Here is a 24,270-nt window from a genome sequence, read left to right on the forward strand (position 1 = left end):
TGTAGTTACAATAACTGTATTATTTATGACATTTAACAAAAGGCAATTCATATTTGTGGATATAAATTATTTCCCGGATATTAATGCAAAGCAGGTTTCATCGTCTAAACAAGTGATTGCGATAGATGAATACAACCACGCCGATATAGCCAGCGTGGTTTCTATTGTAAATAGATTATTTTTTATCAAGCAGGAACTTTACAACTTCAGCATACTGCTTTACATAAACATCCATTGAGCTGGTGTCAAGCCCATCACTCTTGATCATATATTTCCCGTTAACGAACATAGCGGGAACACCGCGTAATTGTAAATCCGCCGCGGCTTTCTCCTGCTGAACCACTAATGACTTCACAACAAAGCTGTTTAATGCGCCGTCATATTCTTCCGCACTGACGCCGGCACTAATAAACACATTACGAATATCTTCCGGATTCTGTACGGTTTGCGTTTTCTGAACCGCATCAAACATCAATGGGCTAACTTTATCTTCTACGCCCAGCGCAATCGCCACGGCCCAGGCTTGGGTTAACTCTTTCCCTAAGGGACCAAGAAAATCAACGTGATAACGCGTGAATTTGGTTCCAGCAGGTAACGATTTTTCTACCGCTTCCGGAATATGGTAAACCTCGGAAAATTGGTAGCAGTGCGGACAGTAAAATGAGAAAAATTCGAGAACCAGAGGTTCCTGAGTAGCGGATTTATCTAATTCCACATATTGCTTACCATTAGAAAAATCAGCTGCCGATGCACTAAATGCCAGAACTACGCCAATCAGTGCAAACCATAATTTTTTCATAAAATGCTCTCTCTTCATTCAATTTCAGTACATTGGCATCAGCTGCAGAGGAGGTTCCTGCAGCAGCTTAACCTGTTCGGTAAATATTGATGTCTGTTTAAGCCAGAAATCCGCATCCTTTATCCAAGGAAAATTTCGGGGAAAAGCAGGATCCTCCCAACGTCGTATAATCCAGGCTAAATAATGCACCTGTCGCATAGCTCGCAAAGGCTCGATTAATGACAACTCTTTGTCCTGAAATTCAGCAAACTCGCTGTAAGCCTCCAACAGAATATCTAACTGGATCCGCTGTTCACGGCGTTCACCGTGCAACAACATCCACAAATCCTGTATGGCCGGACCATTACGGGCATCGTCCAAATCAACGAACAGAGGACCATCACGCCATAAAATATTACCTGGGTGACAGTCCCCATGCAGACGAATAGATTGCCAATCAGTACGCCAGTAAACCTCAACGGTATCTATCAGCTTACTGGTTGCCTGTAAAAAAGCATTTCGATAAGTTTTCGGGATTAGCGGGCAACTCTCTAACAACCTATAGGGTTCATGCAGATATTCATTCAAACCTATCGTTGGTCTTTCCAAAAATGAAGATCTACGACCAACCTGATGGATTCTGCCTAAAAAACGCCCAACCCATTCCAATTGATCTTCATTATCCATCTCATATTGCCGCCCCCCGACGCTTGGAAAAACAGCAAAATGAAACCCATCATAAAGATGGAGCGTATGGCCATTAAGCGCTAACGGCGCAACTATAGGCACTTCATCGTCTGCAAGCTCGCTCGCAAAAGCGTGTTCTTCCATAATCTGCGCGGTACTCCACCGTTCAGGACGGTAAAACTTAACGACAAAACGCTTTCGGTCCTCATCCGTGAACTGATACACCCGGTTTTCATAACTGTTTAGGGCTGTTAAACCAGAGTCCACACGTATTCCTGCGTCTAACAAGGCATCCATTATCAATTCAGGAAACAACGTCTGAAAATTAAAAACTGAACTGTTCATAACAACCACTACCAGTAACGTACGATGTAAGATAAGCGCGCACGGATATCGCCATCAAAAATCAGGTTATGTAAGTCGGGCTTTCCCAACAGTATCAATCCTTAATTACTCCACGAGCACGAAGTAATGCGGTTTTGAAATCTTCTTCATAATCTTTTTTGAGTCCCGGGATAGTCTGCTCTTTATCTGAGTCGCGCATTTTCAGATGATAAATAAGGATATCATCAGTCAGCTCACTAAACTCCCCCTTAAAGCCCGCCTCCTGTGCAAGTTTTTGTAAAAATTGTACCAGATTTAAATCTGGCTCTTTTTGCCAGGCCGGATGCAACAGCTCAATCAGTTCATTAACGCGATGACATTTCATTTTTTTACCCTCAGATGTAAATACAATGACAAAAATAACAGTCTTATTAATATGTGAAAAGAACTTGGTCTTCAGCGAATGTTTTCAGAAAATAGCGTATGGCTTAAATAACCGAGGCGAAAAATGATCACAGGCGTGATTCTGGCTGGCGGACAGGCAACCCGGATGGGCGGCGACGATAAAGGTCTGCTGGAGCTAAATGGGTTGCCGTTATATCAACATGTGCTGTCACGACTGAGAAAACAGGTCGATGAAGTTATTATTAATGCCAATCGAAATATTCCTGTCTATCAACAAAGTGGATGTAGAGTAATAAGCGACCTGCAAAATGGCTTTTCAGGGCCACTGGCTGGCATCCTTACCGGCCTGTCCGCCGTCACATCGGAATGGCTGGTTTTCGTTCCCTGCGATGTCCCTAACCTGCCACAGGACTTGGTAAAACGGCTATGGAAAGGCCGGAAAGAAAAAAACGCAGCCTATGCTACTGACGGTCAACGAGAGCATCCCACTTTACTGCTAATAAATCGGCGTCTGATGAAACCACTGGAAGATTATCTTAGTCATGGCGATCGTAAGCTAATGATCTTTATGGAGCAGATCGGAGCAACCGCCGTCTCCTTTGCCGATCAGCCAGAAGCATTCCGCAACCTGAATTTCCCCGAGGATCTGTCTCGCCTCCAAAGGCAACATCATGAATCCTGATCAGCCTCGTCTGCTTGCTATTGCCGCTTACAGCGGCACCGGCAAAACAACCTTGTTAAAAGCCCTCATTCCTATCCTTAAGCGCGATGGTATTCGGGTTGGGTTAATCAAACATACCCATCATGACATGGATATTGATACGCCAGGCAAGGACAGCTATGAGTTGCGTAAGGCGGGAGCAGAGCAAACCATGGTGGTCAGCAGCCAAAGATGGGCCTTGATGACAGAAACGCCGGCGCAACAGCGACCCGATTTACATGAACTGGCAAAAAAGATGGATACCTCCGCACTCGATCTCATCTTGGTGGAGGGTTTTAAGCAGGAGAAAATTAACAAGATCGTCCTGTTTCGTCAGGCATTGGGACGTCCGCTGAGCGATTTACTGGACGACTATGTTATCGCTATCGGCACAGACGCCCCCTTCTCCACTTCCATATCGCTGCCGTTGTTAGATATCAATCAGCCTCAGCAGGTAGCCAATTTTATCCGCCAGTGGCTCAATCAGACGCGCTAACCGCTGTCCGCCATCCGTCGCCTAAAACGCAAAAAAGCCCCATGCTTGCGCATGAGGCTTCTTTACGTGTTTGATGCCTGGCAGTTCCCTACTCTCACATGGGGAGACCCCACACTACCATCGGCGCTTCGGCGTTTCACTTCTGAGTTCGGCATGGGGTCAGGTGGGACCACCGCGCTATCGCCGCCAGGCAAATTCTGTTTTATCCCAACCGTCGCAGTTTTCTCTGCAACCATCAGAACCAATCTTCGAACAAGCTAAATATCTTCGTCGTCTCTAAAACACCTTCGGTGTTGTAAGGTTAAGCCTCTCGGGTCATTAGTACCGGTTAGCTCAACGCATCGCTGCGCTTACACACCCGGCCTATCTACGTCGTCGTCTTCAACGGCCCTTCAGGGGACTCAAAGTCCCAGGGAAGACTCATCTCGAGGCAAGTTTCCCGCTTAGATGCTTTCAGCGGTTATCTCTTCCGCACTTAGCTACCGGGCAATGCAATTGGCATCACAACCCGTACACCAGTGGTGCGTTCACTCCGGTCCTCTCGTACTAGGAGCAACCCCTCTCAATCTTCCAACGCCCACGGCAGATAGGGACCGAACTGTCTCACGACGTTCTAAACCCAGCTCGCGTACCACTTTAAATGGCGAACAGCCATACCCTTGGGACCTACTTCAGCCCCAGGATGTGATGAGCCGACATCGAGGTGCCAAACACCGCCGTCGATATGAACTCTTGGGCGGTATCAGCCTGTTATCCCCGGAGTACCTTTTATCCGTTGAGCGATGGCCCTTCCATGCAGAACCACCGGATCACTAAGACCTGCTTTCGCACCTGCTCGAGCCGTCACTCTCGCAGTCAAGCTAGCTTATGCCTTTGCACTAACCTCCTGATGTCCGACCAGGATTAGCTAACCTTCGTGCTCCTCCGTTACTCTTTGGGAGGAGACCGCCCCAGTCAAACTACCCACCAGACACTGTCCGCAACCCCGCTCAGGGGCCCACGTTAGAACATCAAACATTAAAGGGTGGTATTTCAAGGTCGGCTCCACGCAGACTGGCGTCCACGCTTCGAAGCCTCCCACCTATCCTACACATCAAGGCTCAAGGTTCAGTGTCAAGCTATAGTAAAGGTTCACGGGGTCTTTCCGTCTTGCCGCGGGTACACTGCATCTTCACAGCGAGTTCAATTTCACTGAGTCTCGGGTGGAGACAGCCTGGCCATCATTACGCCATTCGTGCAGGTCGGAACTTACCCGACAAGGAATTTCGCTACCTTAGGACCGTTATAGTTACGGCCGCCGTTTACCGGGGCTTCGATCAAGAGCTTCGCATTGCTGCTTACCCCATCAATTAACCTTCCGGCACCGGGCAGGCGTCACACCGTATACGTCCACTTTCGTGTTTGCACAGTGCTGTGTTTTTATTAAACAGTTGCAGCCAGCTGGTATCTGCGACTGGTCTCAGCTCCGTCCGCAAGGGACTTCACCAAATCCAGCGTGCCTTCTCCCGAAGTTACGGCACCATTTTGCCTAGTTCCTTCACCCGAGTTCTCTCAAGCGCCTGAGTATTCTCTACCTGACCACCTGTGTCGGTTTGGGGTACGATTGATTGTTACCTGGTGCTTAGAGGCTTTTCCTGGAAGCGTAGCATCGGTTACTTCATCACCGTAGTGACTCGTCATCACGCCTCAGTGTTGACGGTGTTCCGGATTTACCAAAAACACCCACCTGCACGCTTAAACCGGGACTACCGTCGCCCGGCCAACCTAGCTTTCTCCGTCCCCCCTTCGCAGTAACAACCAGTACGGGAATATTAACCCGTTTCCCATCGACTACGCCTTTCGGCCTCGCCTTAGGGGTCGACTCACCCTGCCCCGATTAACGTTGGACAGGAACCCTTGGTCTTCCGGCGTGCGGGTTTTTCACCCGCATTATCGTTACTTATGTCAGCATTCGCACTTCTGATACCTCCAGCAACCCTCACAGGTCACCTTCGACGGCTTACAGAACGCTCCCCTACCCAACGAACGTATCCCTAAGTCAACTCGACTTTGTAAAACGCATTGATGTCGCTTCGCGCCATCAATCGTCATTCGACATCGCCAAATTGGCTTGGGTGATACGTTCGCTGCCGCAGCTTCGGTGCATGGTTTAGCCCCGTTACATCTTCCGCGCGGGCCGACTCGACCAGTGAGCTATTACGCTTTCTTTAAATGATGGCTGCTTCTAAGCCAACATCCTGGCTGTCTGGGCCTTCCCACCTCGTTTCCCACTTAACCATGACTTTGGGACCTTAGCTGGCGGTCTGGGTTGTTTCCCTCTTCACGACGGACGTTAGCACCCGCCGTGTGTCTCCCGTGATAACATTCTTCGGTATTCGCAGTTTGCATCGAGTTGGTAAGTCGGGATGACCCCCTAGTCGAAACAGTGCTCTACCCCCGAAGATGAATTCACGAGGCGCTACCTAAATAGCTTTCGGGGAGAACCAGCTATCTCCCGGTTTGATTGGCCTTTCACCCCCAGCCACAAGTCATCCGCTAATTTTTCAACATTAGTCGGTTCGGTCCTCCAGTTAGTGTTACCCAACCTTCAACCTGCCCATGGCTAGATCACCGGGTTTCGGGTCTATACCCTGCAACTTAACGCCCAGTTAAGACTCGGTTTCCCTGCGGCTCCCCTATTCGGTTAACCTTGCTACAGAATATAAGTCGCTGACCCATTATACAAAAGGTACGCAGTCACCCCACCCCAAAACACTCACTGCTTGTTTTGTGTGTTGCTCATCGCAAAAAACGCGATGACAACCGTCACCTCGACATCCGCATCGCCTTTCGGCCCGGAAGTGTTTTGGTGGTGGGGCTCCCACTGCTTGTACGTACACGGTTTCAGGTTCTATTTCACTCCCCTCGCCGGGGTTCTTTTCGCCTTTCCCTCACGGTACTGGTTCACTATCGGTCAGTCAGGAGTATTTAGCCTTGGAGGATGGTCCCCCCATCTTCAGACAGGATATCTCGTGTCCCGCCCTACTCATCGAGCTCACAACCTGTGCATCTTCGTGTACGGGACTCTCACCCTTTGTTGTGCGACTTTCCAGACGCTTCCACTGACACACAAGCTGATGCAGACTCTGGGCTCCTCCCCGTTCGCTCGCCGCTACTAGGGGAATCTCGGTTGATTTCTTTTCCTCGGGGTACTGAGATGTTTCAGTTCCCCCGGTTCGCCTCATCACACTATGTATTCATGTGATGATAATGTGTCGAAACACACTGGGTTTCCCCATTCGGGTATCGTCGGGTGTAACGGTTCATATCACCTTACCGACGCTTTTCGCAGATTAGCACGCCCTTCATCGCCTCTGACTGCCTAGGCATCCACCGTGTACGCTTAGTCGCTTAACCTCACAACCCGAAGGTGTCTTTCGACATCTCGCGCTGCGATTATTTGAGAGACTCTGATACAGCCAAATCACATCTCAGTACTGCACGGAGAGATATGTTTAGCCGCATCGTTTCAAATTTCAGCTTGTTCCAGATTGTTAAAGAGCAATATCTTAAACACGACTCGGTAAAGTCATCTTTAAGATATTCGGTGATAATGTCTTTCACTCATTATCGGTATGGCGTCCCCAAGGGGATTCGAACCCCTGTTACAGCCGTGAAAGGGCAGTGTCCTAGGCCTCTAGACGATGGGGACACGAAATCCGACTAAACCTCAGGCTTAATCGTTCCGCATCAGCATGAGTCCAGGACTCATTACATCAACAGGTGCGCTTGCTCATTATTTTTCATCAGACAATCTGTTGTGGACACTGCACATTACCTACATCAGGCTTTTGGTAAGGAGGTGATCCAACCGCAGGTTCCCCTACGGTTACCTTGTTACGACTTCACCCCAGTCATGAATCACAAAGTGGTAAGCGCCCCCCCGAAGGTTAAGCTACCTACTTCTTTTGCAACCCACTCCCATGGTGTGACGGGCGGTGTGTACAAGGCCCGGGAACGTATTCACCGTAGCATTCTGATCTACGATTACTAGCGATTCCGACTTCATGGAGTCGAGTTGCAGACTCCAATCCGGACTACGACGCACTTTATGAGGTCCGCTTACTCTCGCGAGGTCGCTTCTCTTTGTATGCGCCATTGTAGCACGTGTGTAGCCCTACTCGTAAGGGCCATGATGACTTGACGTCATCCCCACCTTCCTCCGGTTTATCACCGGCAGTCTCCTTTGAGTTCCCGACCGAATCGCTGGCAACAAAGGATAAGGGTTGCGCTCGTTGCGGGACTTAACCCAACATTTCACAACACGAGCTGACGACAGCCATGCAGCACCTGTCTCAGAGCTCCCGAAGGCACATTCGCATCTCTGCAAACTTCTCTGGATGTCAAGAGTAGGTAAGGTTCTTCGCGTTGCATCGAATTAAACCACATGCTCCACCGCTTGTGCGGGCCCCCGTCAATTCATTTGAGTTTTAACCTTGCGGCCGTACTCCCCAGGCGGTCGACTTAACGCGTTAGCTCCGGAAGCCACGGTTCAAGACCACAGCCTCCAAGTCGACATCGTTTACGGCGTGGACTACCAGGGTATCTAATCCTGTTTGCTCCCCACGCTTTCGCACCTGAGCGTCAGTCTTCGTCCAGGGGGCCGCCTTCGCCACCGGTATTCCTCCAGATCTCTACGCATTTCACCGCTACACCTGGAATTCTACCCCCCTCTACGAGACTCTAGCCTGCCAGTCTTGAATGCAGTTCCCAGGTTAAGCCCGGGGATTTCACATCCAACTTAACAGACCGCCTGCGTGCGCTTTACGCCCAGTCATTCCGATTAACGCTTGCACCCTCCGTATTACCGCGGCTGCTGGCACGGAGTTAGCCGGTGCTTCTTCTGCGGGTAACGTCAATGAACAAGGTTATTAACCCTATCCCCTTCCTCCCCGCTGAAAGTACTTTACAACCCGAAGGCCTTCTTCATACACGCGGCATGGCTGCATCAGGGTTTCCCCCATTGTGCAATATTCCCCACTGCTGCCTCCCGTAGGAGTCTGGACCGTGTCTCAGTTCCAGTGTGGCTGGTCATCCTCTCAGACCAGCTAGGGATCGTCGCCTAGGTGGGCCCTTACCCCGCCTACTAGCTAATCCCATCTGGGTTCATCCGATGGTGTGAGGCCCTAAGGTCCCCCACTTTGGTCTTGCGACGTTATGCGGTATTAGCTACCGTTTCCAGTAGTTATCCCCCTCCATCGGGCAGATCCCCAGACTTTACTCACCCGTCCGCCGCTCGCCGGCAAAGAAGCAAGCTTCTTCCCGCTGCCGCTCGACTTGCATGTGTTAGGCCTGCCGCCAGCGTTCAATCTGAGCCATGATCAAACTCTTCAATTTAAGATTTGTTTGATTCGCTAAGTTAATAGCTGTGCTCAAAGAATTAGTAACTGTTTATTCGTAATGAATTTACTGCTAGTCACTCTTCAAGACTTTTTATATCGTTGCCGATACGGTCTTGTGAGTGCCCACACAGATTGTCTGATTAAATTGTTAAAGAGCAGTGCCACATTAACCTGTGGCGCGGGCGGCATATACTATGCTTTTCCGCTGGAAAGTCAAGTGATTATTGCCTGACTTCCGACTCGCCGCACAACCGCGCAAGCGCTGTTGCCGGGTCAGTGGGAGCGCATTATAGGGACTTCTCGGCGGCTGACAAGCGCTAATTACAAAAAAAAGACCGAGTGTGTTTTTTTTCGGCAACTCGGTGGGAAAGACAGCGCGATGTGGTCTTTTTAAGCGTTAATAGACTCGAATCATTCGTGAAATTAGCTAGCTGACAGATTTACGCACCATCAATTCCGGCGTAAGCACCAGAACATTCGGCTCAGTATCGGGATGTTCCAGCCGATACAGTAGCGTATCAACAGCTAATTCGCCGAGCTCATCTTTTGGTTGATGGATTGTCGTAAGAGGAGGAGACATATAGCGGGCCAATTCAATATCATCATAGCCGATAACCGCCATGTCTCTGGGAATAGAGAGCCCGGCCTGATATAGCGCATGATAAACGCCAACCGCCATAGCATCATTACCGGCAAACACGGCATCGGGTTTATCTTCTAACGACAATAGCTGCTGCATCGCCCGATAACCGGTTTCAAATTCAAAATCACCAAAAATTTCATACTCATCTGGAATGGATAACCCTGCGTGCTGCATGGCCTGACGATACCCTTCGAGACGGTTATAGGCGGTGGTTTTATCTTTCGGTCCCGCGATACAGGCTATCTTGCGATAACCGCGGGAAATCAGGTAATTAGTCGCCATCTCGCCGCCCAGCAGGGAATTATCTTTAATAACGTCAATTCCCCCATCAAACGGCGCCCAATCCATCACTATCATCGGTATAGAAGGATAGCGACTCATCATGTCAGGCAGGGGTCGATGGCTTTCCGTGCACATCAGCAGCACGCCATCGACGCGCTTTTGCAGTAATGTTTCTAGACTACGACTCATTCGATCGTGGTCGCCTTCGGTATTACACAGAATTAGACTGTAGCCCCGTTCATAGCAACTGCGCTCAACGCCTCGAACCACCTCGGCATAAAATGGGTTATTACTGGCCGTCAGCAGCATGCCTATCGTTTGAGTCTGATTTATTTTGAGACTTCTGGCCAACGCCGAAGGCGCATAATTAAGTTGCTCAACGGCAGCCATCACTCTGTCGCGGATGGTATCGCTGACAAAGCGGTCATTATTGATAACGTGAGAAACCGTAGAGGTGGAAACACCCGCTAAGCGGGCGACGTCTTTCATGGTTGTCAAAGCTCACCCCTGGGATTGCAAAAAAGCATCTATCTCTTCACGCCATGGTACGGACGGCTGAGCGCCGGGACGAGTCACGGCGATCGCGGCGGCGGCATGCGCAAACTTAACCGCGGCCGACATCGGCTGGTTCTCCAGTAGCGCCGTTACCAGCGCGCCGTTGAACGTGTCCCCGGCGGCAATCGTGTCCACCGCCTGAACCGGATAGCCAGGAATACGCTGCCCGTTGCCTTCTTCACTCAACCAGACGCCACGACTGCCCAGCGTAATCAGTACGGTTGCAATCCCTTTATCGTGCAATACCCGCGAGGCGCGGGCAGCATCTTCTTCTGTCCTGACGGCGATGCCCGTCAGACGCTGAGCTTCAGTCTCGTTGGGGGTAATGATATCCACCAGCGACAGTAAATCATCGGGCAGTTCACAGGCCGGCGCGGGATTAAGAATAACCGCGGTGTGATGTTCATGGGCAACTTTGGCCGCCGCCGCCACGGTTTCCAGCGGTGACTCAAGCTGCACAAGCAAGGCGGAAGCATCAATAATCAGTTGCTGATGACGGCGAAGATAGTCAGGCGTAACGGCGGCGTTGGCGCCAGCGTTAATCGCGATCATATTTTCCGCCTCGCCATTGACAAAGATCAGCGCCACGCCGGTTGTTTGGCCGGGCACCGCTTCAACAGCCGAAACATCAATACGATCTTCACTTAACTGCTGACGAATCCTGGCGCCGATATCATCATCGCCGACACAGGCGATAAAAGCGATATCCGCGCCGCTGCGGCCGGCGGCGACAGCCTGATTAGCCCCTTTCCCGCCGAAAGCGACGCGGTATTGCTTACCGATCACCGTTTCCCCCGGGCGGGGAAATTGCTCCAGATTGAGAATATGGTCAGCATTAATACTGCCCAGCACCACCAGCTTACCCATTTTCATAATGCTGAATTCCGCTACGTTTATTATGCGCCACCGCATCGGCGGTGGCGCTCGCCCTGCTTTTCTTTATTTCTTTATATTGACTACTTTGTTACCAGTTTCAGATCAACCGGAATAATGGCCTGAACTTTTTCGCCTTTCAGCGCTTTATTCGCGGTTTCAACGCCGATAACCCCAATCTGATCGGGACGTTGCGCAACCGTTGCCGCCAGTTTTCCAGACTCAACGGCCTTCACGCCGTCTTCCGTGCCGTCAAACCCTACCACCAGCACATCGGTTTTACCTGCGGTTTGCAGCGCTCGCAACGCGCCCAGCGCCATTTCGTCATTTTGAGCAAACACCGCCTGCACTTCGGGGTGCGCCGTCAAAAGGTTCTGCATTACATTCAGCCCCTTAGTGCGATCGAAGTCGGCGGGCTGACTGGCAAGAATGGTAAATTTGTTATTTTCAGCCGATTTCATAAAACCCGCGCCGCGTTCACGCGCCGCAGACGTTCCGGCAATCCCTTCCAGCTGGATGATCTTGGCGCCTTCACCCACTTTTTTCGCAATAAAATCGCCGGCGACTTTACCGCCAAAGGCATTGTCAGAAGCGACGTGGCTAACCACTTCACCGCTGCTTGCCACGCGGTCGAGAGTAATGACCGGTATTTTCGCCTGATTAGCCAGCTTAATCGCGTTACCCACCGCATCGGAGTCGGTAGGGTTAATCAGCAGTACTTTCGTGCCACGAACCGTCAGATCCTGAACGTTCGCCAGCTCTTTGGCCGGGTTGTTTTGAGAATCCAGCACCACCAGGTTATATCCCAGCTTATCGGCTTCTTTTTGCGCCCCGTCTTTCATTGACACAAAGAACGGGTTATTCAATGTCGATACCACCAGAGCAATCGTATCTTTGGCCAGTGCGTTGGCGCTGACAGCCGCACTCAGCGCAACAGCAGAAACCAGAATCGCCAGTTTTTTCATATTCATAGCTCAATTCCTGTGTGAATAAGGGTTATTTACCGCTTTTGTTATCTACCAAAACCGCCAGCAAAATAACGACAGCCTTGACGATCATCTGGTAGTAAGAAGAAACACCTAATAAATTCAATCCATTGTTAAGAAATCCGAGGATCAGCGCGCCAATCAGCGTGCCGACAATCCGTCCTTTACCGCCGGCCAAACTTGTCCCACCCAGCACGACGGCCGCAATGGCGTCAAGCTCGTAGCCCATTCCTGCCGTAGGTTGAGCCGACGATAACCGAGCGACTTCAATAATTCCCGCCAGGGCAGACAGCAAGCCACACAGGGAATAGACAATGACCTTGATTTTATCAACGCTGATGCCCGACAGTCGGGTGGCGGACTCATTGCCGCCCAGCGCATAGATATAACGGCCCAGGCGGGTGTGGTGCAGCATGTACCAGGCCGCCGCGAATACGATAGCCATAATCCAGACGGGCGTCGGGATACCCAACGGACGACCGATACCGAACCAGCCAAAGGCATCCGCTGCAGCGGAAAAGCCGGTGTTCATCGGGCTGCCGTTGGTATAAACCATGGTGACGCCGCGTAATAACAGCATCATGACCAACGTTGCGATGAACGCCTGGACCTTGCCCTTTGCGACGATAACGCCGGTTCCCGCGCCAATAAACGCACCCAGCGCCAGCGCCCCGAACACCGCGAACAGGGCATTAACCTCAAGACCGACAATTGATGCCGCCACCGCGCCGGTCAGCGCCAGCAAAGAACCAACGGAGAGATCGATGCCGGAGGTAAGAATGACCAGCGTCATTCCCACTGCCATGATGGCATTGACGGACGTTTGCTGGAGAATATTGAACAGGTTGTTCAAAGTGAAAAAATTAGGGCTCATGGCGGAAACAGCCGCAATAAGGATCAGCAGGGCTATCAGCGATTTTTGCTCAAGTAGCCATTCTTTGCTGAACCAGCGTTTTGCCGTGATGGATTGGGAATTCATGTTTGACTCACTCCTGCTTTACGCCGTATTGCTTACCAACGGCCGCCGCCATCAGCGCTTCCTGGGTTGCTTGCTCAATCGAAAATTCGCCGCTTAAACGACCTTCATGCATAACAATGATGCGATCGCTCATGCCCAAAACTTCGGGCATTTCGGATGAGACCAAGATGATGCTCAGACCTTCTTGTTTAAACTGATTGATTAACTGGTAGATCTCTTTTTTGGCCCCCACATCGACTCCGCGGGTAGGCTCATCAAGGATCAGCACGTTAGGACGGGTCATCAATCCGCGGGCGATGGCGACTTTTTGCTGATTACCGCCGGATAACAGCCCAATGGGTTGTTCCATTGACGGCGTTTTGATATTAAACAGGCGGATAAAATCGCCGACGGCCAACTGCTCTTCCGGATGTTTGATTTGTCCGCCGCGGCGGCTGAAATAGCGCAGTGCGGTTAATGACATGTTCTCTTTAACCGACATGCCCAATACCAGACCATCTCGCTTTCGATCTTCAGAAATATAAACAATCCCGTTTGCCAGGCCGTCCTGCGGTTTACGAACCATCACTTCCCGGCCATCCAGCGTTATATAACCGCCGGTCCGCGGCAGGGCACCGTAAAGTATTTTCATTAATTCGGTGCGACCGGCGCCCATTAACCCAGCAACGCCAAGAATCTCGCCTTTGCGTACGGTAAAGCTGATGTCATCAACGCCCGGCCCGCAAAGATTTTTCACCTGTAAGCGAACCTCTCCCGGAGCCTGATTCAACCGCGGGTATTGTTCTTCGAGCTTACGCCCGACCATCATTTCGATAAGCCGATCTTCCTGCAACGCACTGACCGGGCATTCGCCGATAAACTGGCCGTCGCGAAACACGGTCACGTCATCGCATATTTCAAAAATCTCTTTCAAACGGTGGGAAATATAAACAATGCCGCGTCCCTGAGCCTGTAACTCTTTAATTACGCTGAATAACGATGCGGTTTCGGTATCGGTCAGCGCGTCGGTCGGCTCATCCATGATGATGACTTTTGATTCAAAACTCAGCACCTTGGCGATCTCCACCATTTGCTGATCGCCAATCGATAAGTCACCGACAATACGCCGGCTGTCATAACGCAGATTCAGGCGCTTTAGCAGTTTGTCCGCCTCCGCGTACATCTTTTTCCAGTCAATACGGCCAAAACGGTTGGTGAACTCACGGCCAAGAAAAATATTCTCGGCGATAGTGAGCTGAGGGATCAGGTTAAGTTCTTGATGAATAATGCCGATGCCAGCGTCCTGAGAGGCTTTAGGGCCGCTGAACGCCACTTCCTTTCCCAGAAAATGCACGCTGCCGGCGTCTTTATGGTAGATACCGGTCAGCACTTTCATCATGGTGGATTTACCGGCGCCATTTTCGCCCACCAGCGCCATAACCTTGCCCGGATAAACATTTAACGCCGCGCCGGAAAGCGCCTTAACGCCGGGAAAAGTTTTGGTAATGCCTTGCAGTTGCAGTAAAGGTTGCATTGATGCCTCAGAACGTTACGCCAGCGCAAAGGATGACATTGGCATACGGGGAACATTCCCCGCTGCGAATGATAGCCCGGCTTTTTCCGCTTTGAATTTTAAAATCCTCATGGCTGACATAATGCAATTCGATTGAGTTTCCCTGGTGTATCTCAAGATGTTTTAATTGATCGAGTAACGCGTTATGGAGCGTCGGATTTTTTTCCGCCATTTCTTCCGCAACAATAGCGGCCTCGACCTGCATCTCACTGGTGACGGCCGCCACAACCTGCAAAAAGGTTGGAACGTTGTGAGTCAATGCCATATCGATTCGCACTGTCGTATCAGGAATAGGTAAGCCTGCATCACCAATCACGACCCGATCGGTATGGCCCAAACGGGAAATCACGGAAGAAATATCAGCATTCAGCAATACGGCTTTTTTCATCGATTCACTCCACCAGCGAAACGTTTCGCTGGTAAAGAGTGTAGAAAAAGAGAGTAAGGAAAGGCAAAGGCGACATAGCGAAAGTGTGATCGCCATCGAAACGTTTCGCTCACATAAAACAAGAAAAGAACATAGGACGGTAAAAAACAGCGCAGAAATGCGGATAAAGACCACGGCCGAAAAGAAAATCGATGTAAAAGGCGGACTCTCGCCCGCCCGGCGCTATCGTTTAAACCTTATGTTCAAAGCTTGCGGATATGTTTTACTTCCAGCTCAACGGAGTTGAAGTCTTTATCCAACTCCCCCTGAATTTCAACCTTGTCCGTGGGAGAAACGGTCTGTCCGTTCCAACGCTTATGATCGATCTCCACTCTTATCGTGCCCGTCGCGTCACGGAACAGATAGTCATCATTGCCAATGCGTTGTTCTATATTACCTGTCAGGGTGATCCAACTGTCATCTTTCATTTCCAGAGCCTTGTCTACCGTCGTCGCGCTGCTATTGGGGCCGGAAAATCCGCCTTGCGGCGCGCTGGCAACCGAAGAATCAGGGCTGACCAGTCCTCCCGTCTGGGCGGCAAAGACCGGTGCGGAAATCAGGGCCGTAATGGCGAAAAGTGCGATTGTTTTTTTCATGCTCTACCTTCCTTATTCCATGTATTTTCATCGTAGTTCAGTTTTCAGGCAGCATTAAAACAAACGGTTCTTAACAGCATCTTAAGAAATGGCCGCCGGTGATTTTATTTGTTTATCTTGTCGTTATTGCCCGATTCTGGCGATTTTACCTGTACATGCCGTCACGCTATTTCGTATAAAAACCCAAGACAAGAATGCATGGAGCAGCCATGAGAATTTTGTTAATCGAAGACGATCGCCTGATTGGCGACGGGCTAAAAGCCGGACTAACCAAACTTGGTTTTAATGTTGACTGGTTTACGCAAGGTAAAGAAGGCGCCGCGGCCATAGACGCGGCGCCTTATGATGCGGTGGTGCTCGATCTCAGCCTGCCGGAAATAGACGGGTTGGATATTCTGCGGCAATGGCGCCAGGCCAAACACGATGAACCGGTACTGGTCCTCACCGCCCGAGACGCATTGGAGCAGCGCGTTGAGGGGTTGCAACAGGGCGCTGACGACTATCTGAGTAAACCCTTTGCCCTGACGGAGGTCGCCGCGCGCCTACAAGCGCTGATCCGTCGTCGGCACGGACAGCTTCAGCCCGTACTGACGCATGGCGCCGTATCGCTTGAGCTAGGATCTCGTACCGTAACTTTAAACAACGAACCGCAGGTGCTTAAATCCCGCGAGTTGGCGCTGCTTGAACTGTTCCTGATGAATCCCGGCCGCGTATTGACGCGCGCGCAGTTGGAAGAAAAACTGTATGGCTGGGATGATGACGTATCCAGCAACGCTGTCGAAGTGCATATTCATCATTTACGCAAAAAGCTGGGCAGCGGCTTCATCCGCACGGTACACGGCGTCGGCTATATTCTGGGAGAGGCGTCATGAAGTCTCTCAGCCTGCGCCTGCGGCTGGCTATCGGATTTATTTTGCTGACGCTGGTCTGTTGGGGGATCGCCGGACTCCTGTCCTGGCATCAAACACGCCATACGATTAATGAACTGTTCGACACCCAGCAAATGCTATTTGCCAAACGGCTGGCCACTGTAAATCCCAAAGAGTTAAGCGCCAATCCCCAGTCACTGCCGAAAACCAAAAAGCTGGCGCGCCATCATCGAGGCAATCAGGAAGAAGATGCGCTGGCCTTTGCGCTATTCACCCGGGATGGCCGGATGGTGCTGAATGATGGCGAGAACGGTAAAGATTTCATCTTTAACTACTCGCAAAATGGGTTTATCGACGGCAGGCTGCGCGACGATGATGATAAATGGCGTATGGTATGGCTGGCGACGGAAGATAACCGCTATATCGTCGTTGTCGGGCAGGAATGGGAATACCGTCGGGATAGGGTTCTGGATATCGTAAAGACTAATCTCATGCCCTGGCTATTTGCCCTGCCGGTTATGCTGCTACTGATGTTCTGGCTGATTTCCCGTGAACTGTCGCCGCTTAAGCTCATCGCCAGACAGCTTAGCCGGCGTCCTCCTGAAGAGGACGCGCCGCTTGATACCCGCGCGATACCCAAGGAAGTTCTGCCGCTGGTCAATGAGCTGAACAACCTGTTTACCCGCATCAGCGACATGCTGTTGCGCGAGCGTCGCTTTACCTCCGATGCCGCCCATGAGTTGCGCAGCCCGCTGGCGGCCCTGAAGGTGCAGACGGAACTGGCGCAGTTGTCCGATGACGACGAGATCGTACGTCGTCGGGCGCTGAATAATCTGGACGAAGGAATAGATCGCGCCACGCGGCTGGTGGATCAACTGTTAACGCTTTCCCGGCTGGATTCTCAATCCTTCGTTAACGAACAGCGGCCCGTTCAGTTACAAGATCTGCTGCAACAAATGGTTGTCGACCATTACCGGAAAGCGCACGCGGCGGGCATTGAACTGATGCTGGATATCCCGAACGAGCCCGTTGTCATCCAGGGCCATCCATTACTGATGGCGGTGCTGATTCGTAATCTGCTGGATAACGCCATCCGCTACAGTCATAAGGGCGGAACGATAAAACTGAAGCTCTCGGCGCGAAATATCCAGGTTCTCGATGATGGGCCAGGCCTCAGCCGTGAGGCGCTGGCGCGAGTCGGCGAGCGTTTTTTTCGCCCCCCGGGACAGGAAAAATCCGGCAGCGGTTTAGGGCTATCCATCGTGAATAATATCGCCCGTCTGCATGGCATGCAGGTTCATCTAAGCAATCGCCCCAAAGGCGGACTGGAAGCGGCGGTAAGCTGGTAAGAGCTAAAAACGCCGCTGGCCTTATCGGTTGCTAAATCTCTACCTGAATACCAAGTTCAATCAGCCGGTTAGGGGGTATTTCAAACTGATCGGCCGCCCGCAGCGCATTACGACTAAGCATCATAAACAGTTTGCCGCGTATACACAGATACCACGGGCGTTTGCCCATCGTCAGCGACTCGTTGGACATAAAGAATGAGGTTTCCAACATCTCGCAGGTTAACCCATCCTGCCAACAACGATGGAATACCTCTTCTACGTTAGGCGTTTCACGCCAGCCATAGTTGGCGATAACGCGCCAGAATGTGGGTGAAAGCTGTTCCACCGAGACCCGGCGCGCATTAAGCACATAGGGCGCATCCTCGTTTTTCATGGTCAGCAGCACCACCCGTTCATGCAATATCTTGTTATGTTTCAGGTTGTGCAACAGCGCAAACGGGATAACATGTGTGGCCCGCGACAGATAAACCGCCGTTCCGGGTACTTTTAACGGGGGATTTTTCTCTAATGAGGCGATCATGGCGTCCAGTGAATTGCCATGTTCATTCAGGCGCCGCAACAGTCTGAATCGTTCGCTTTTCCAGGTAGTCATGACGATAAACATCACCATTCCCAGCGTCAGCGGCAACCAGCCTCCCGAGAATATTTTCATCACGTTGGCTAAAAACATCGGCACATCAATCAGCAACAGTCCGATCAGCAGTATCCACACCAGGTAGCGATGCCAGTGCCAATTATGTATTGCCACGGTACAAGATAGGATACTGGTCAACACCATGGTCCCGGTTACCGCGATACCGTACGCCGCGGCCAGGTTGCTTGAATGTTCAAAGCTGGCGATCACGATCACCACGGCAACGTATAACAGCCAGTTAATCGACGGGATATAAATCTGGCCAGACTCCATATCGGACGTATGCACAATACGCATGGGGGGAAGATATCCCAGGCGCACCGCCTGACGGGTGAGTGAAAATACGCCCGAAATTACCGCCTGTGATGCAATAATCGTCGCCAGCGTCGCCAACACCAGCAATGGAATCAACGCCCAGTTGGGCGCCAATAGAAAGAAGGGGTTTTTAATCGCATCCGGATTTTTAAGTAATAGAGCGCCCTGACCAAAATAATTGAGCACCAGCGAGGGAAGGACGACGGTAAACCAGGCCAGACGAATAGGAAACTTGCCGAAGTGCCCCATATCCGCATACAGCGCCTCTACGCCGGTAATAGCCAGCACCACCGCCCCCAGTGCAAAAAACGCCACCATTTTATATTCAATAAAGAAGTGGATGGCCCACATCGGATTCAGCGCATGCAGCACTTGCGGGTTGGCAATGATGCTCCGCGCGCCCAGCACCGCCAGCGTAAGAAACCAGAGCATCATGACCGGCGCAAACAGTTTTCCTACGCTGCCGGTACCATGCTTCTGAATAATAAACAGTAATGTCAGCACGACAATCGATGCCGGAACGATATAGTGATCCATCGACGGCGCGACGATTTCAATCCCCTCTATTGCAGACATCACCGATATTGCCGGCGTGATGACCACCTCGCCATAGAAAAAACTGCCGCCAATCAGCCCCATAATGACCAATATCGACGTCATTCGATAAGAGGTATTACGCCCGGCCAGCGACATCAGCGTGAGGATACCGCCTTCACCGGCGTTATCGGCTCGCATGACATAAGCCAGATACTTCAGAGAGACGACAATGATCAATAGCCAAAAGATCAAAGAAAGAAAACCAAATACGGAGTCTGGTTCAACACCAAAACCAAACTGCCCAGATAAGCACTCCCTTAGCGTATAAAGCGGGCTGGTTCCTATATCTCCGTAAACCACCCCTATCGCTGCCAGCGTGACGGCCGGAAGCGAACGTTTATGTTCTGAGCTCATAAAACTTATCTTCTTTTATCAATCTGTTAGCGAATATTGATATTCAATTTCTATCCGCTCAAAAACGCACAGTATGCACAAATAGCAGCAAAAACCTATTTTTATATTGATTACGAAACATCCTGAAAAAGGTCGTTTATTGATTAACCAACCCGGAAGGGTCGATAATCTGCTAATTATTGCTAATAAAAAAATGTGATCTGCCGTTTATTATTAGTATTGTTTTTATGCTTATGAAACCACGGGAATGATTGACTAATTATGGTTCAATCCGCCACTTTGGCTGAGAGAATTTCGCGCCTCAGTAATGCGCTGGAGCATGGCCTGTATGAACGGCAACATGCTATTCGCCTGTGCTTACTGGCCGCATTAAGCGGGGAAAGCGTTTTTCTGCTGGGGCCGCCGGGCATCGCCAAAAGCATGATCGCCCGACGTCTTAAATTCGCTTTTCGTCATGCGAATGCTTTTGAGTACCTGATGACGCGCTTTTCCACGCCCGAAGAAGTGTTCGGTCCGTTGTCTATTCAGGCATTAAAAGATGAAGGCCGTTACCAGCGATTAACCGAAGGCTACCTGCCGGAAGCGGAGATTGTCTTTCTGGATGAAATCTGGAAAGCCGGCCCGGCCATATTAAACACGTTACTGACCGCCATTAACGAGCGTCGTTTCCGCAACGGCAACAGTGAAGATCCCATACCAATGCGTCTTCTGGTTACCGCTTCCAATGAATTGCCCGAAGCAGACAGCAGTCTGGAAGCCCTGTATGACCGAATGCTCATTCGCCTGTGGTTGGACCGGGTACAGGAGAAGCATAATTTCCGCGCCCTGCTGGTGAATAACGGTAGCGCCCATGACAACCCCGTCAGCCCGTCCGTTAGCGTCAGCGATGAAGAATACCAGCAGTGGCAAAAAGAGATTGATCAGATTTCCCTGCCGGAAAACGGCTTTGAACTGATTTATCAACTACGTCAGAAGCTCGATACCCTGGAGCAGGCGCCCTATATCTCTGACCGACGCTGGAAAAAGGCGCTGCGTTTACTTCAGGCCTGCGCTTTTTTCAGCGGGCGGGAAAGCATCACCCCGGTGGATATCATTTTGCTGAAGGATTGTCTCTGGCACGACAGAGATACCCTGGTTCTGGTGGAGCAACAGCTCGAACAGCTGGTAACCGAGCAGGCTTATCAACAAAAGAGTCTGCTGTTTCGATTACAACAGCTAAATATGAAGCGTCAGCAATATCAGATGCAGCAGAGCGAGTTACAGGCACTGACGCTGGAAAAACACGGCCACTTTTTAGGCAGGAAATACCACTATTCCCTGCCGGAGACGCTGAGCGCAGATTCGATCGGTCTGGTTCTGCAACGGCCGTTAGTGCTTAACGACATCGACGTCACTCATCTGGTCATTGATAAAAATGCCCTGCAGAACTGGCTGCAAAAAGGGGGGGAAATTCGCGGAAAACTGAATGGCATCGGTTTTACCCAACGTCTGGATCTGGTGGTGGACGAACGCCATCATCTGACTATCCGCGATATCAGCCTGCAATCATCCATCCTGTCACTGCCGGAAAAGCGTAACAGCGTACTACCGGCCGAACTCGTGGATGAATATGAAAATCTGAAAATTCAATTGCGTGAACAACGGCGTTTATTCAATCGGCATCAGCCCTGTCTGTTCGTGCCTGGAGAATGGCTGGCAAAAATCGAATCCAGCCTGCAACACGTAGCTGAACAAATTCAGCAATCAGAGCTGGATTAAACGCCTATGATCACGCTGGAATCATTGGAAATACTCCTGTCGATAGACGAAAACGAACTATTGGACGATATGATAGTGACGCTTTTGTCTACTCCGCAGTTGGCGGTTTTCTTTGAAAAATCTCCCAGACTAAAGTCCGCTCTGCTTAACGATATCCCTATCTGGAAAGAAACCTTAAAGCAGCGACTGCACAGTACTCAGGCGCCCCCGGAGCTGGAAACGGAGTTCGGATGCTATCAGCGTGCCCAAACCACCGACCATCAGGCATTTCAGACTCGCCTGCCTCGGATCATGGAAATGCTCAGTACGGTTGAATCGCCATTTCTGACCCAGGCCGACCAGTTGGTACACCAACCGGAGTTCACCTTAGGGCAAAAGATCAGCAGCGGATTACAGGCGCTGTTTCTGCAACGCTGGCGGCTGAGCCTGACGCTGCAAACCGTTTCCCTGCACCATCAGATAATGGAGCAGGAACGGGAGAGTCTGCTGGATGAACTACAGCAACGACTAACGCTGAGCGGCAAACTGGAGCCCATTCTGGCGGAGAATGAACATGCGGCTGGAAGGCTGTGGGATCTCAGCGCCGGGCAACTGATTCGTACCGATAGCCAAATCCTGCTGGATTTTGGCGCCTTCCTGCAACGACAGCCCACATTACAGCGCCTGGCCGAACGCCTGGGACGCAGCCGAGAGACAAAATCCATTCTAAGTCAGGACGCGCCGAAAGAGACCTTCCGGGTGATGGTTCGCGAACCAGAAACCGTTCCCGAACAAGTCAGCGGCATTCATCAAAGCGATGACATCCTGCGTTTATTACCGGTGGAGATGGCTTCAATGAACATCGGTGAACTGGAATATGAATTCTATCGCCGATTACTGGAGCATCGTCTGTTGACTTACCGTTTGCAGGGCGAAAACTGGCGCGAAAAAGTCAGCGAACGGCCGGTAATTCACCAACAAAACGAACAACAGCCGCGCGGGCCGTTTATTGTCTGTGTTGATACATCTGGCTCTATGGGCGGATTTAACGAACGCTGTGCGAAAGCCTTCTGTCTGGCGCTATTGCGCGTGGCCCTGGCTGACAATCGCCGTTGTTACATCATGCTGTTTTCAACCGGCATCGTGAAATACGAACTGACCGGCGAAAACGGACTCGAACAAGCGGTTCGCTTCCTAAGCCAGACATTCCGCGGCGGAACGGATTTGAGCGCCTGTTTATCCGCGCTGCTGGATAAGATGGACGACAAACAGTGGCACGATGCCGACGCCGTCGTTATTTCCGATTTTATTGCCCAGCGCCTGCCGGATGAGGTGATCAATAAAGTCAAACAGCGTCAGAAACAGCTACAGCACCGTTTTCATGCCGTAGCGATGTCCGATCACGGCAAACCCGGCATTATGCGCATTTTCGATCATATCTGGCGCTTTGATACCGGTTTAAAAAGCCGATTGATACGGCGTTGGCGGCACGGTTAACTTTCCCCTACCCACCAAACGGCTGAGAGATGCCGGCCCCCTGCTGTTTGAGAGATGACAGCGCTATCTGAATCAGCGTATAAACGGTATTCTTGATTGAGATTCTTCTACGCAAGTTGCCCTTTAACGGTCAATCCAGCACCTTATAACGGTATTAAATGAAAATTTAAGGAGAAAACATGTCGGAAACTTATCAGATCGATAATCTCGATCGCGGGATACTCTCGGCGTTAATGGATAACGCCAGAACGCCCTATGCCGAACTGGCGAAACAGTTTTCCGTCAGTCCCGGAACCATCCATGTCAGGGTGGAAAAGATGAAACAGGCGGGGATCATCATCGGTACACGGCTGGATGTCAGTCCAAAACGACTGGGATATGACGTGTGTTGCTTTATTGGCATTATTCTGAAAAGCGCCAAAGACTATCCGTCGGCGCTGGAAAAGTTGAATAACCTGGAAGAAGTGGTGGAAGCCTATTACACCACCGGCCATTACAGCATTTTTATTAAAGTCATGTGCCGCTCGATCGACGCCCTGCAACATGTACTTATCAACAAGATCCAAACAATTGATGAAATACAGTCCACTGAGACGCTGATCTCCCTGCAAAACCCCATTATGCGGACGATCGCGCCCTAATCCATTTTTCTATACCCCTATTATCCACAGGTAGATCCCAGCCTGATCACAGCGTACAATGACCCGTCTTTTATCAGGTGGGATGGTGTATGGCGGACATTACGCTAATCAGCGGCAGTACCCTGGGCAGCGCCGAATACGTGGCGGAGCATTTAGCCGAAATACTGGAAAAGGAAAACTTCTCCACTGAAATGCTGCACGGTCCCGAGCTCAATGAGCTGCCGGATAGCGGTTTATGGTTGGTGGTCACATCAACTCACGGAGCGGGTGAACTGCCGGACAATCTGCAACCTTTATTTGAACAGTTGGAACAGCAGAAACCCGATCTTTCTCAAGTAAGTTTCGGCGCGATCGGCATCGGCAGTAAAGAGTACGATACGTTTTGTGGCGCGATCCTCACCGTGGATCGAATTCTCAGCCAGCTTGGTGCAAAAAGGATCGGCGAAATACTGCGGATAGACATTACCCAACACGAAATTCCAGAGGATCCCGCGGAAGAATGGTTGGGATCCTGGATTAATTTACTCAATTAAGGCGAAATATTCAGCAGTTGAATGTGGATAACTATGCTTAATTCCGGTGTTAAAGCGGTAGTTATCCCAATAACAACCGC

Annotated in this window: 19 protein-coding genes, 1 tRNA gene and 3 rRNA genes; 8 read left to right on the top strand and 15 right to left on the bottom strand. The window is 50.8% G+C overall.

Annotated elements, in window-relative coordinates:
• Positions 1 to 175: 175 nt before the first annotated feature.
• The 3 genes from dsbA to ACN28R_RS18535 all read right to left on the bottom strand — a co-directional run bounded on the left by dsbA (position 176) and on the right by ACN28R_RS18535 (position 2,174).
• The gene (gene dsbA, locus ACN28R_RS18525; RefSeq protein WP_095835168.1) at positions 176 to 799 is read right to left on the bottom strand and encodes a thiol:disulfide interchange protein DsbA; all 624 of its coding nucleotides are present in this window, start codon (positions 797 to 799) and stop codon (positions 176 to 178) included.
• 24 nt (positions 800 to 823) lie between these two features.
• Positions 824 to 1,810: a serine/threonine protein kinase gene (locus tag ACN28R_RS18530; protein WP_095835169.1), complete on the bottom strand. Its 987-nt coding sequence runs from the start codon at positions 1,808 to 1,810 to the stop codon at positions 824 to 826.
• Positions 1,811 to 1,904: 94 nt separating this feature from the next.
• Positions 1,905 to 2,174, bottom strand: a complete 270-nt coding sequence (locus ACN28R_RS18535; RefSeq protein WP_048636763.1) for a YihD family protein — start codon at positions 2,172 to 2,174, stop codon at positions 1,905 to 1,907.
• 123 nt (positions 2,175 to 2,297) lie between these two features.
• Here ACN28R_RS18535 and mobA point away from each other — a divergent pair, with 123 nt between their 5' ends.
• Both mobA and mobB read left to right on the top strand, forming a co-directional pair.
• Positions 2,298 to 2,876, top strand: a complete 579-nt coding sequence (mobA, locus tag ACN28R_RS18540) for a molybdenum cofactor guanylyltransferase MobA (RefSeq protein WP_095835170.1) — start codon at positions 2,298 to 2,300, stop codon at positions 2,874 to 2,876.
• Positions 2,866 to 3,390, top strand: a complete 525-nt coding sequence (gene mobB, locus ACN28R_RS18545; RefSeq protein WP_095835171.1) for a molybdopterin-guanine dinucleotide biosynthesis protein MobB — start codon at positions 2,866 to 2,868, stop codon at positions 3,388 to 3,390. Before mobA ends, mobB begins: the two co-directional genes overlap by 11 nt.
• 75 nt (positions 3,391 to 3,465) lie before the next feature.
• On the opposite strand, the gene rrf is transcribed toward mobB, so the two are convergent.
• The 11 genes from rrf to ACN28R_RS18600 all read right to left on the bottom strand — a co-directional run bounded on the left by rrf (position 3,466) and on the right by ACN28R_RS18600 (position 15,664).
• Positions 3,466 to 3,581 (bottom strand): 5S ribosomal RNA (rrf, locus tag ACN28R_RS18550).
• A 106-nt stretch (positions 3,582 to 3,687) separates the two neighbouring features.
• Positions 3,688 to 6,786: ribosomal RNA gene (locus ACN28R_RS18555) — 23S ribosomal RNA — on the bottom strand.
• A gap of 219 nt (positions 6,787 to 7,005) precedes the next feature.
• Positions 7,006 to 7,081: transfer RNA gene (locus tag ACN28R_RS18560), tRNA-Glu, on the bottom strand.
• 143 nt (positions 7,082 to 7,224) lie between these two features.
• Positions 7,225 to 8,766: ribosomal RNA gene (locus ACN28R_RS18565) — 16S ribosomal RNA — on the bottom strand.
• Together the 16S, 23S and 5S rRNA genes with 1 tRNA gene alongside form the textbook arrangement of a ribosomal RNA operon.
• A gap of 432 nt (positions 8,767 to 9,198) precedes the next feature.
• Entirely contained in the window at positions 9,199 to 10,194 is a 996-nt protein-coding gene (gene rbsR / locus ACN28R_RS18570; RefSeq protein ID WP_197088965.1) for a ribose operon transcriptional repressor RbsR, read from the bottom strand.
• A 3-nt stretch (positions 10,195 to 10,197) separates the two neighbouring features.
• The gene (gene rbsK, locus ACN28R_RS18575) at positions 10,198 to 11,124 is read right to left on the bottom strand and encodes a ribokinase (protein ID WP_095835172.1); all 927 of its coding nucleotides are present in this window, start codon (positions 11,122 to 11,124) and stop codon (positions 10,198 to 10,200) included.
• Between the two features lie 83 nt (positions 11,125 to 11,207).
• A complete protein-coding gene (rbsB, locus tag ACN28R_RS18580; protein WP_095835173.1) occupies positions 11,208 to 12,095 on the bottom strand; it encodes a ribose ABC transporter substrate-binding protein RbsB in 888 nt (295 codons plus the stop codon).
• A 25-nt stretch (positions 12,096 to 12,120) separates the two neighbouring features.
• Complete coding sequence (rbsC, locus tag ACN28R_RS18585) at positions 12,121 to 13,089, bottom strand: ribose ABC transporter permease (protein ID WP_095835174.1); 969 nt, start codon at positions 13,087 to 13,089, stop codon at positions 12,121 to 12,123.
• 7 nt (positions 13,090 to 13,096) lie between these two features.
• Positions 13,097 to 14,602, bottom strand: a complete 1,506-nt coding sequence (rbsA, locus tag ACN28R_RS18590) for a ribose ABC transporter ATP-binding protein RbsA (protein ID WP_048636770.1) — start codon at positions 14,600 to 14,602, stop codon at positions 13,097 to 13,099.
• Positions 14,603 to 14,609: 7 nt separating this feature from the next.
• The gene (gene rbsD / locus ACN28R_RS18595) at positions 14,610 to 15,029 is read right to left on the bottom strand and encodes a D-ribose pyranase (RefSeq protein ID WP_095835175.1); all 420 of its coding nucleotides are present in this window, start codon (positions 15,027 to 15,029) and stop codon (positions 14,610 to 14,612) included.
• Between the two features lie 242 nt (positions 15,030 to 15,271).
• Entirely contained in the window at positions 15,272 to 15,664 is a 393-nt protein-coding gene (locus ACN28R_RS18600; protein WP_048636772.1) for a YgiW/YdeI family stress tolerance OB fold protein, read from the bottom strand.
• Between the two features lie 209 nt (positions 15,665 to 15,873).
• On the opposite strand from ACN28R_RS18600, the gene qseB reads away from it, so the two are divergent.
• Both qseB and qseC read left to right on the top strand, forming a co-directional pair.
• Positions 15,874 to 16,536 (top strand): quorum sensing response regulator transcription factor QseB, encoded by a 663-nt coding sequence (gene qseB / locus ACN28R_RS18605; RefSeq protein ID WP_048636773.1) that lies wholly within the window; start codon positions 15,874 to 15,876, stop codon positions 16,534 to 16,536.
• Positions 16,533 to 17,882 carry a quorum sensing histidine kinase QseC gene (qseC, locus tag ACN28R_RS18610; RefSeq protein ID WP_048636774.1) on the top strand — a complete coding sequence of 450 codons (1,350 nt, stop codon included), beginning with the start codon at positions 16,533 to 16,535 and terminating at the stop codon, positions 17,880 to 17,882. The genes qseB and qseC overlap by 4 nt, the downstream gene beginning before the upstream one ends.
• Positions 17,883 to 17,913: 31 nt before the next feature.
• Here the strand turns inward: qseC and kup are convergent, their stop codons facing one another.
• The gene (gene kup, locus ACN28R_RS18615) at positions 17,914 to 19,782 is read right to left on the bottom strand and encodes a low affinity potassium transporter Kup (protein ID WP_095835176.1); all 1,869 of its coding nucleotides are present in this window, start codon (positions 19,780 to 19,782) and stop codon (positions 17,914 to 17,916) included.
• Between the two features lie 261 nt (positions 19,783 to 20,043).
• On the opposite strand from kup, the gene ravA reads away from it, so the two are divergent.
• The 4 genes from ravA to mioC all read left to right on the top strand — a co-directional run bounded on the left by ravA (position 20,044) and on the right by mioC (position 24,190).
• Positions 20,044 to 21,540, top strand: coding sequence for an ATPase RavA (gene ravA / locus ACN28R_RS18620; RefSeq protein WP_048636776.1), 1,497 nt, complete (start codon positions 20,044 to 20,046; stop codon positions 21,538 to 21,540).
• 6 nt (positions 21,541 to 21,546) lie between these two features.
• Positions 21,547 to 23,016, top strand: a complete 1,470-nt coding sequence (gene viaA / locus ACN28R_RS18625; protein ID WP_095835177.1) for an ATPase RavA stimulator ViaA — start codon at positions 21,547 to 21,549, stop codon at positions 23,014 to 23,016.
• A 179-nt stretch (positions 23,017 to 23,195) separates the two neighbouring features.
• Positions 23,196 to 23,657 carry a transcriptional regulator AsnC gene (asnC, locus tag ACN28R_RS18630; protein WP_048636778.1) on the top strand — a complete coding sequence of 154 codons (462 nt, stop codon included), beginning with the start codon at positions 23,196 to 23,198 and terminating at the stop codon, positions 23,655 to 23,657.
• A gap of 89 nt (positions 23,658 to 23,746) precedes the next feature.
• Entirely contained in the window at positions 23,747 to 24,190 is a 444-nt protein-coding gene (gene mioC, locus ACN28R_RS18635; RefSeq protein WP_095835178.1) for an FMN-binding protein MioC, read from the top strand.
• Positions 24,191 to 24,270: the final 80 nt, after the last annotated feature.

The sequence above is a fragment of the Brenneria goodwinii genome (assembly GCF_002291445.1).
Classification (GTDB): Bacteria; Pseudomonadota; Gammaproteobacteria; order Enterobacterales; family Enterobacteriaceae; genus Brenneria; species Brenneria goodwinii.

What these genes read in the sequence shown, in the direction of transcription:
- kup (WP_095835176.1), bottom strand. Translation starts at nt 19,782, where the DNA reads ATGAGCTCAGAACATAAACGTTCGCTTCCGGCCGTCACGCTGGCAGCG.
- dsbA (WP_095835168.1), bottom strand. Translation starts at nt 799, where the DNA reads ATGAAAAAATTATGGTTTGCACTGATTGGCGTAGTTCTGGCATTTAGT.
- rbsD (WP_095835175.1), bottom strand. Translation starts at nt 15,029, where the DNA reads ATGAAAAAAGCCGTATTGCTGAATGCTGATATTTCTTCCGTGATTTCC.
- rbsC (WP_095835174.1), bottom strand. Translation starts at nt 13,089, where the DNA reads ATGAATTCCCAATCCATCACGGCAAAACGCTGGTTCAGCAAAGAATGG.
- qseC (WP_048636774.1), top strand. Translation starts at nt 16,533, where the DNA reads ATGAAGTCTCTCAGCCTGCGCCTGCGGCTGGCTATCGGATTTATTTTG.
- rbsK (WP_095835172.1), bottom strand. Translation starts at nt 11,124, where the DNA reads ATGAAAATGGGTAAGCTGGTGGTGCTGGGCAGTATTAATGCTGACCAT.
- ACN28R_RS18600 (WP_048636772.1), bottom strand. Translation starts at nt 15,664, where the DNA reads ATGAAAAAAACAATCGCACTTTTCGCCATTACGGCCCTGATTTCCGCA.
- ACN28R_RS18535 (WP_048636763.1), bottom strand. Translation starts at nt 2,174, where the DNA reads ATGAAATGTCATCGCGTTAATGAACTGATTGAGCTGTTGCATCCGGCC.
- viaA (WP_095835177.1), top strand. Translation starts at nt 21,547, where the DNA reads ATGATCACGCTGGAATCATTGGAAATACTCCTGTCGATAGACGAAAAC.
- ravA (WP_048636776.1), top strand. Translation starts at nt 20,044, where the DNA reads ATGGTTCAATCCGCCACTTTGGCTGAGAGAATTTCGCGCCTCAGTAAT.
- qseB (WP_048636773.1), top strand. Translation starts at nt 15,874, where the DNA reads ATGAGAATTTTGTTAATCGAAGACGATCGCCTGATTGGCGACGGGCTA.
- mioC (WP_095835178.1), top strand. Translation starts at nt 23,747, where the DNA reads ATGGCGGACATTACGCTAATCAGCGGCAGTACCCTGGGCAGCGCCGAA.
- mobB (WP_095835171.1), top strand. Translation starts at nt 2,866, where the DNA reads ATGAATCCTGATCAGCCTCGTCTGCTTGCTATTGCCGCTTACAGCGGC.
- asnC (WP_048636778.1), top strand. Translation starts at nt 23,196, where the DNA reads ATGTCGGAAACTTATCAGATCGATAATCTCGATCGCGGGATACTCTCG.
- rbsB (WP_095835173.1), bottom strand. Translation starts at nt 12,095, where the DNA reads ATGAATATGAAAAAACTGGCGATTCTGGTTTCTGCTGTTGCGCTGAGT.
- rbsA (WP_048636770.1), bottom strand. Translation starts at nt 14,602, where the DNA reads ATGCAACCTTTACTGCAACTGCAAGGCATTACCAAAACTTTTCCCGGC.
- ACN28R_RS18530 (WP_095835169.1), bottom strand. Translation starts at nt 1,810, where the DNA reads ATGAACAGTTCAGTTTTTAATTTTCAGACGTTGTTTCCTGAATTGATA.
- mobA (WP_095835170.1), top strand. Translation starts at nt 2,298, where the DNA reads ATGATCACAGGCGTGATTCTGGCTGGCGGACAGGCAACCCGGATGGGC.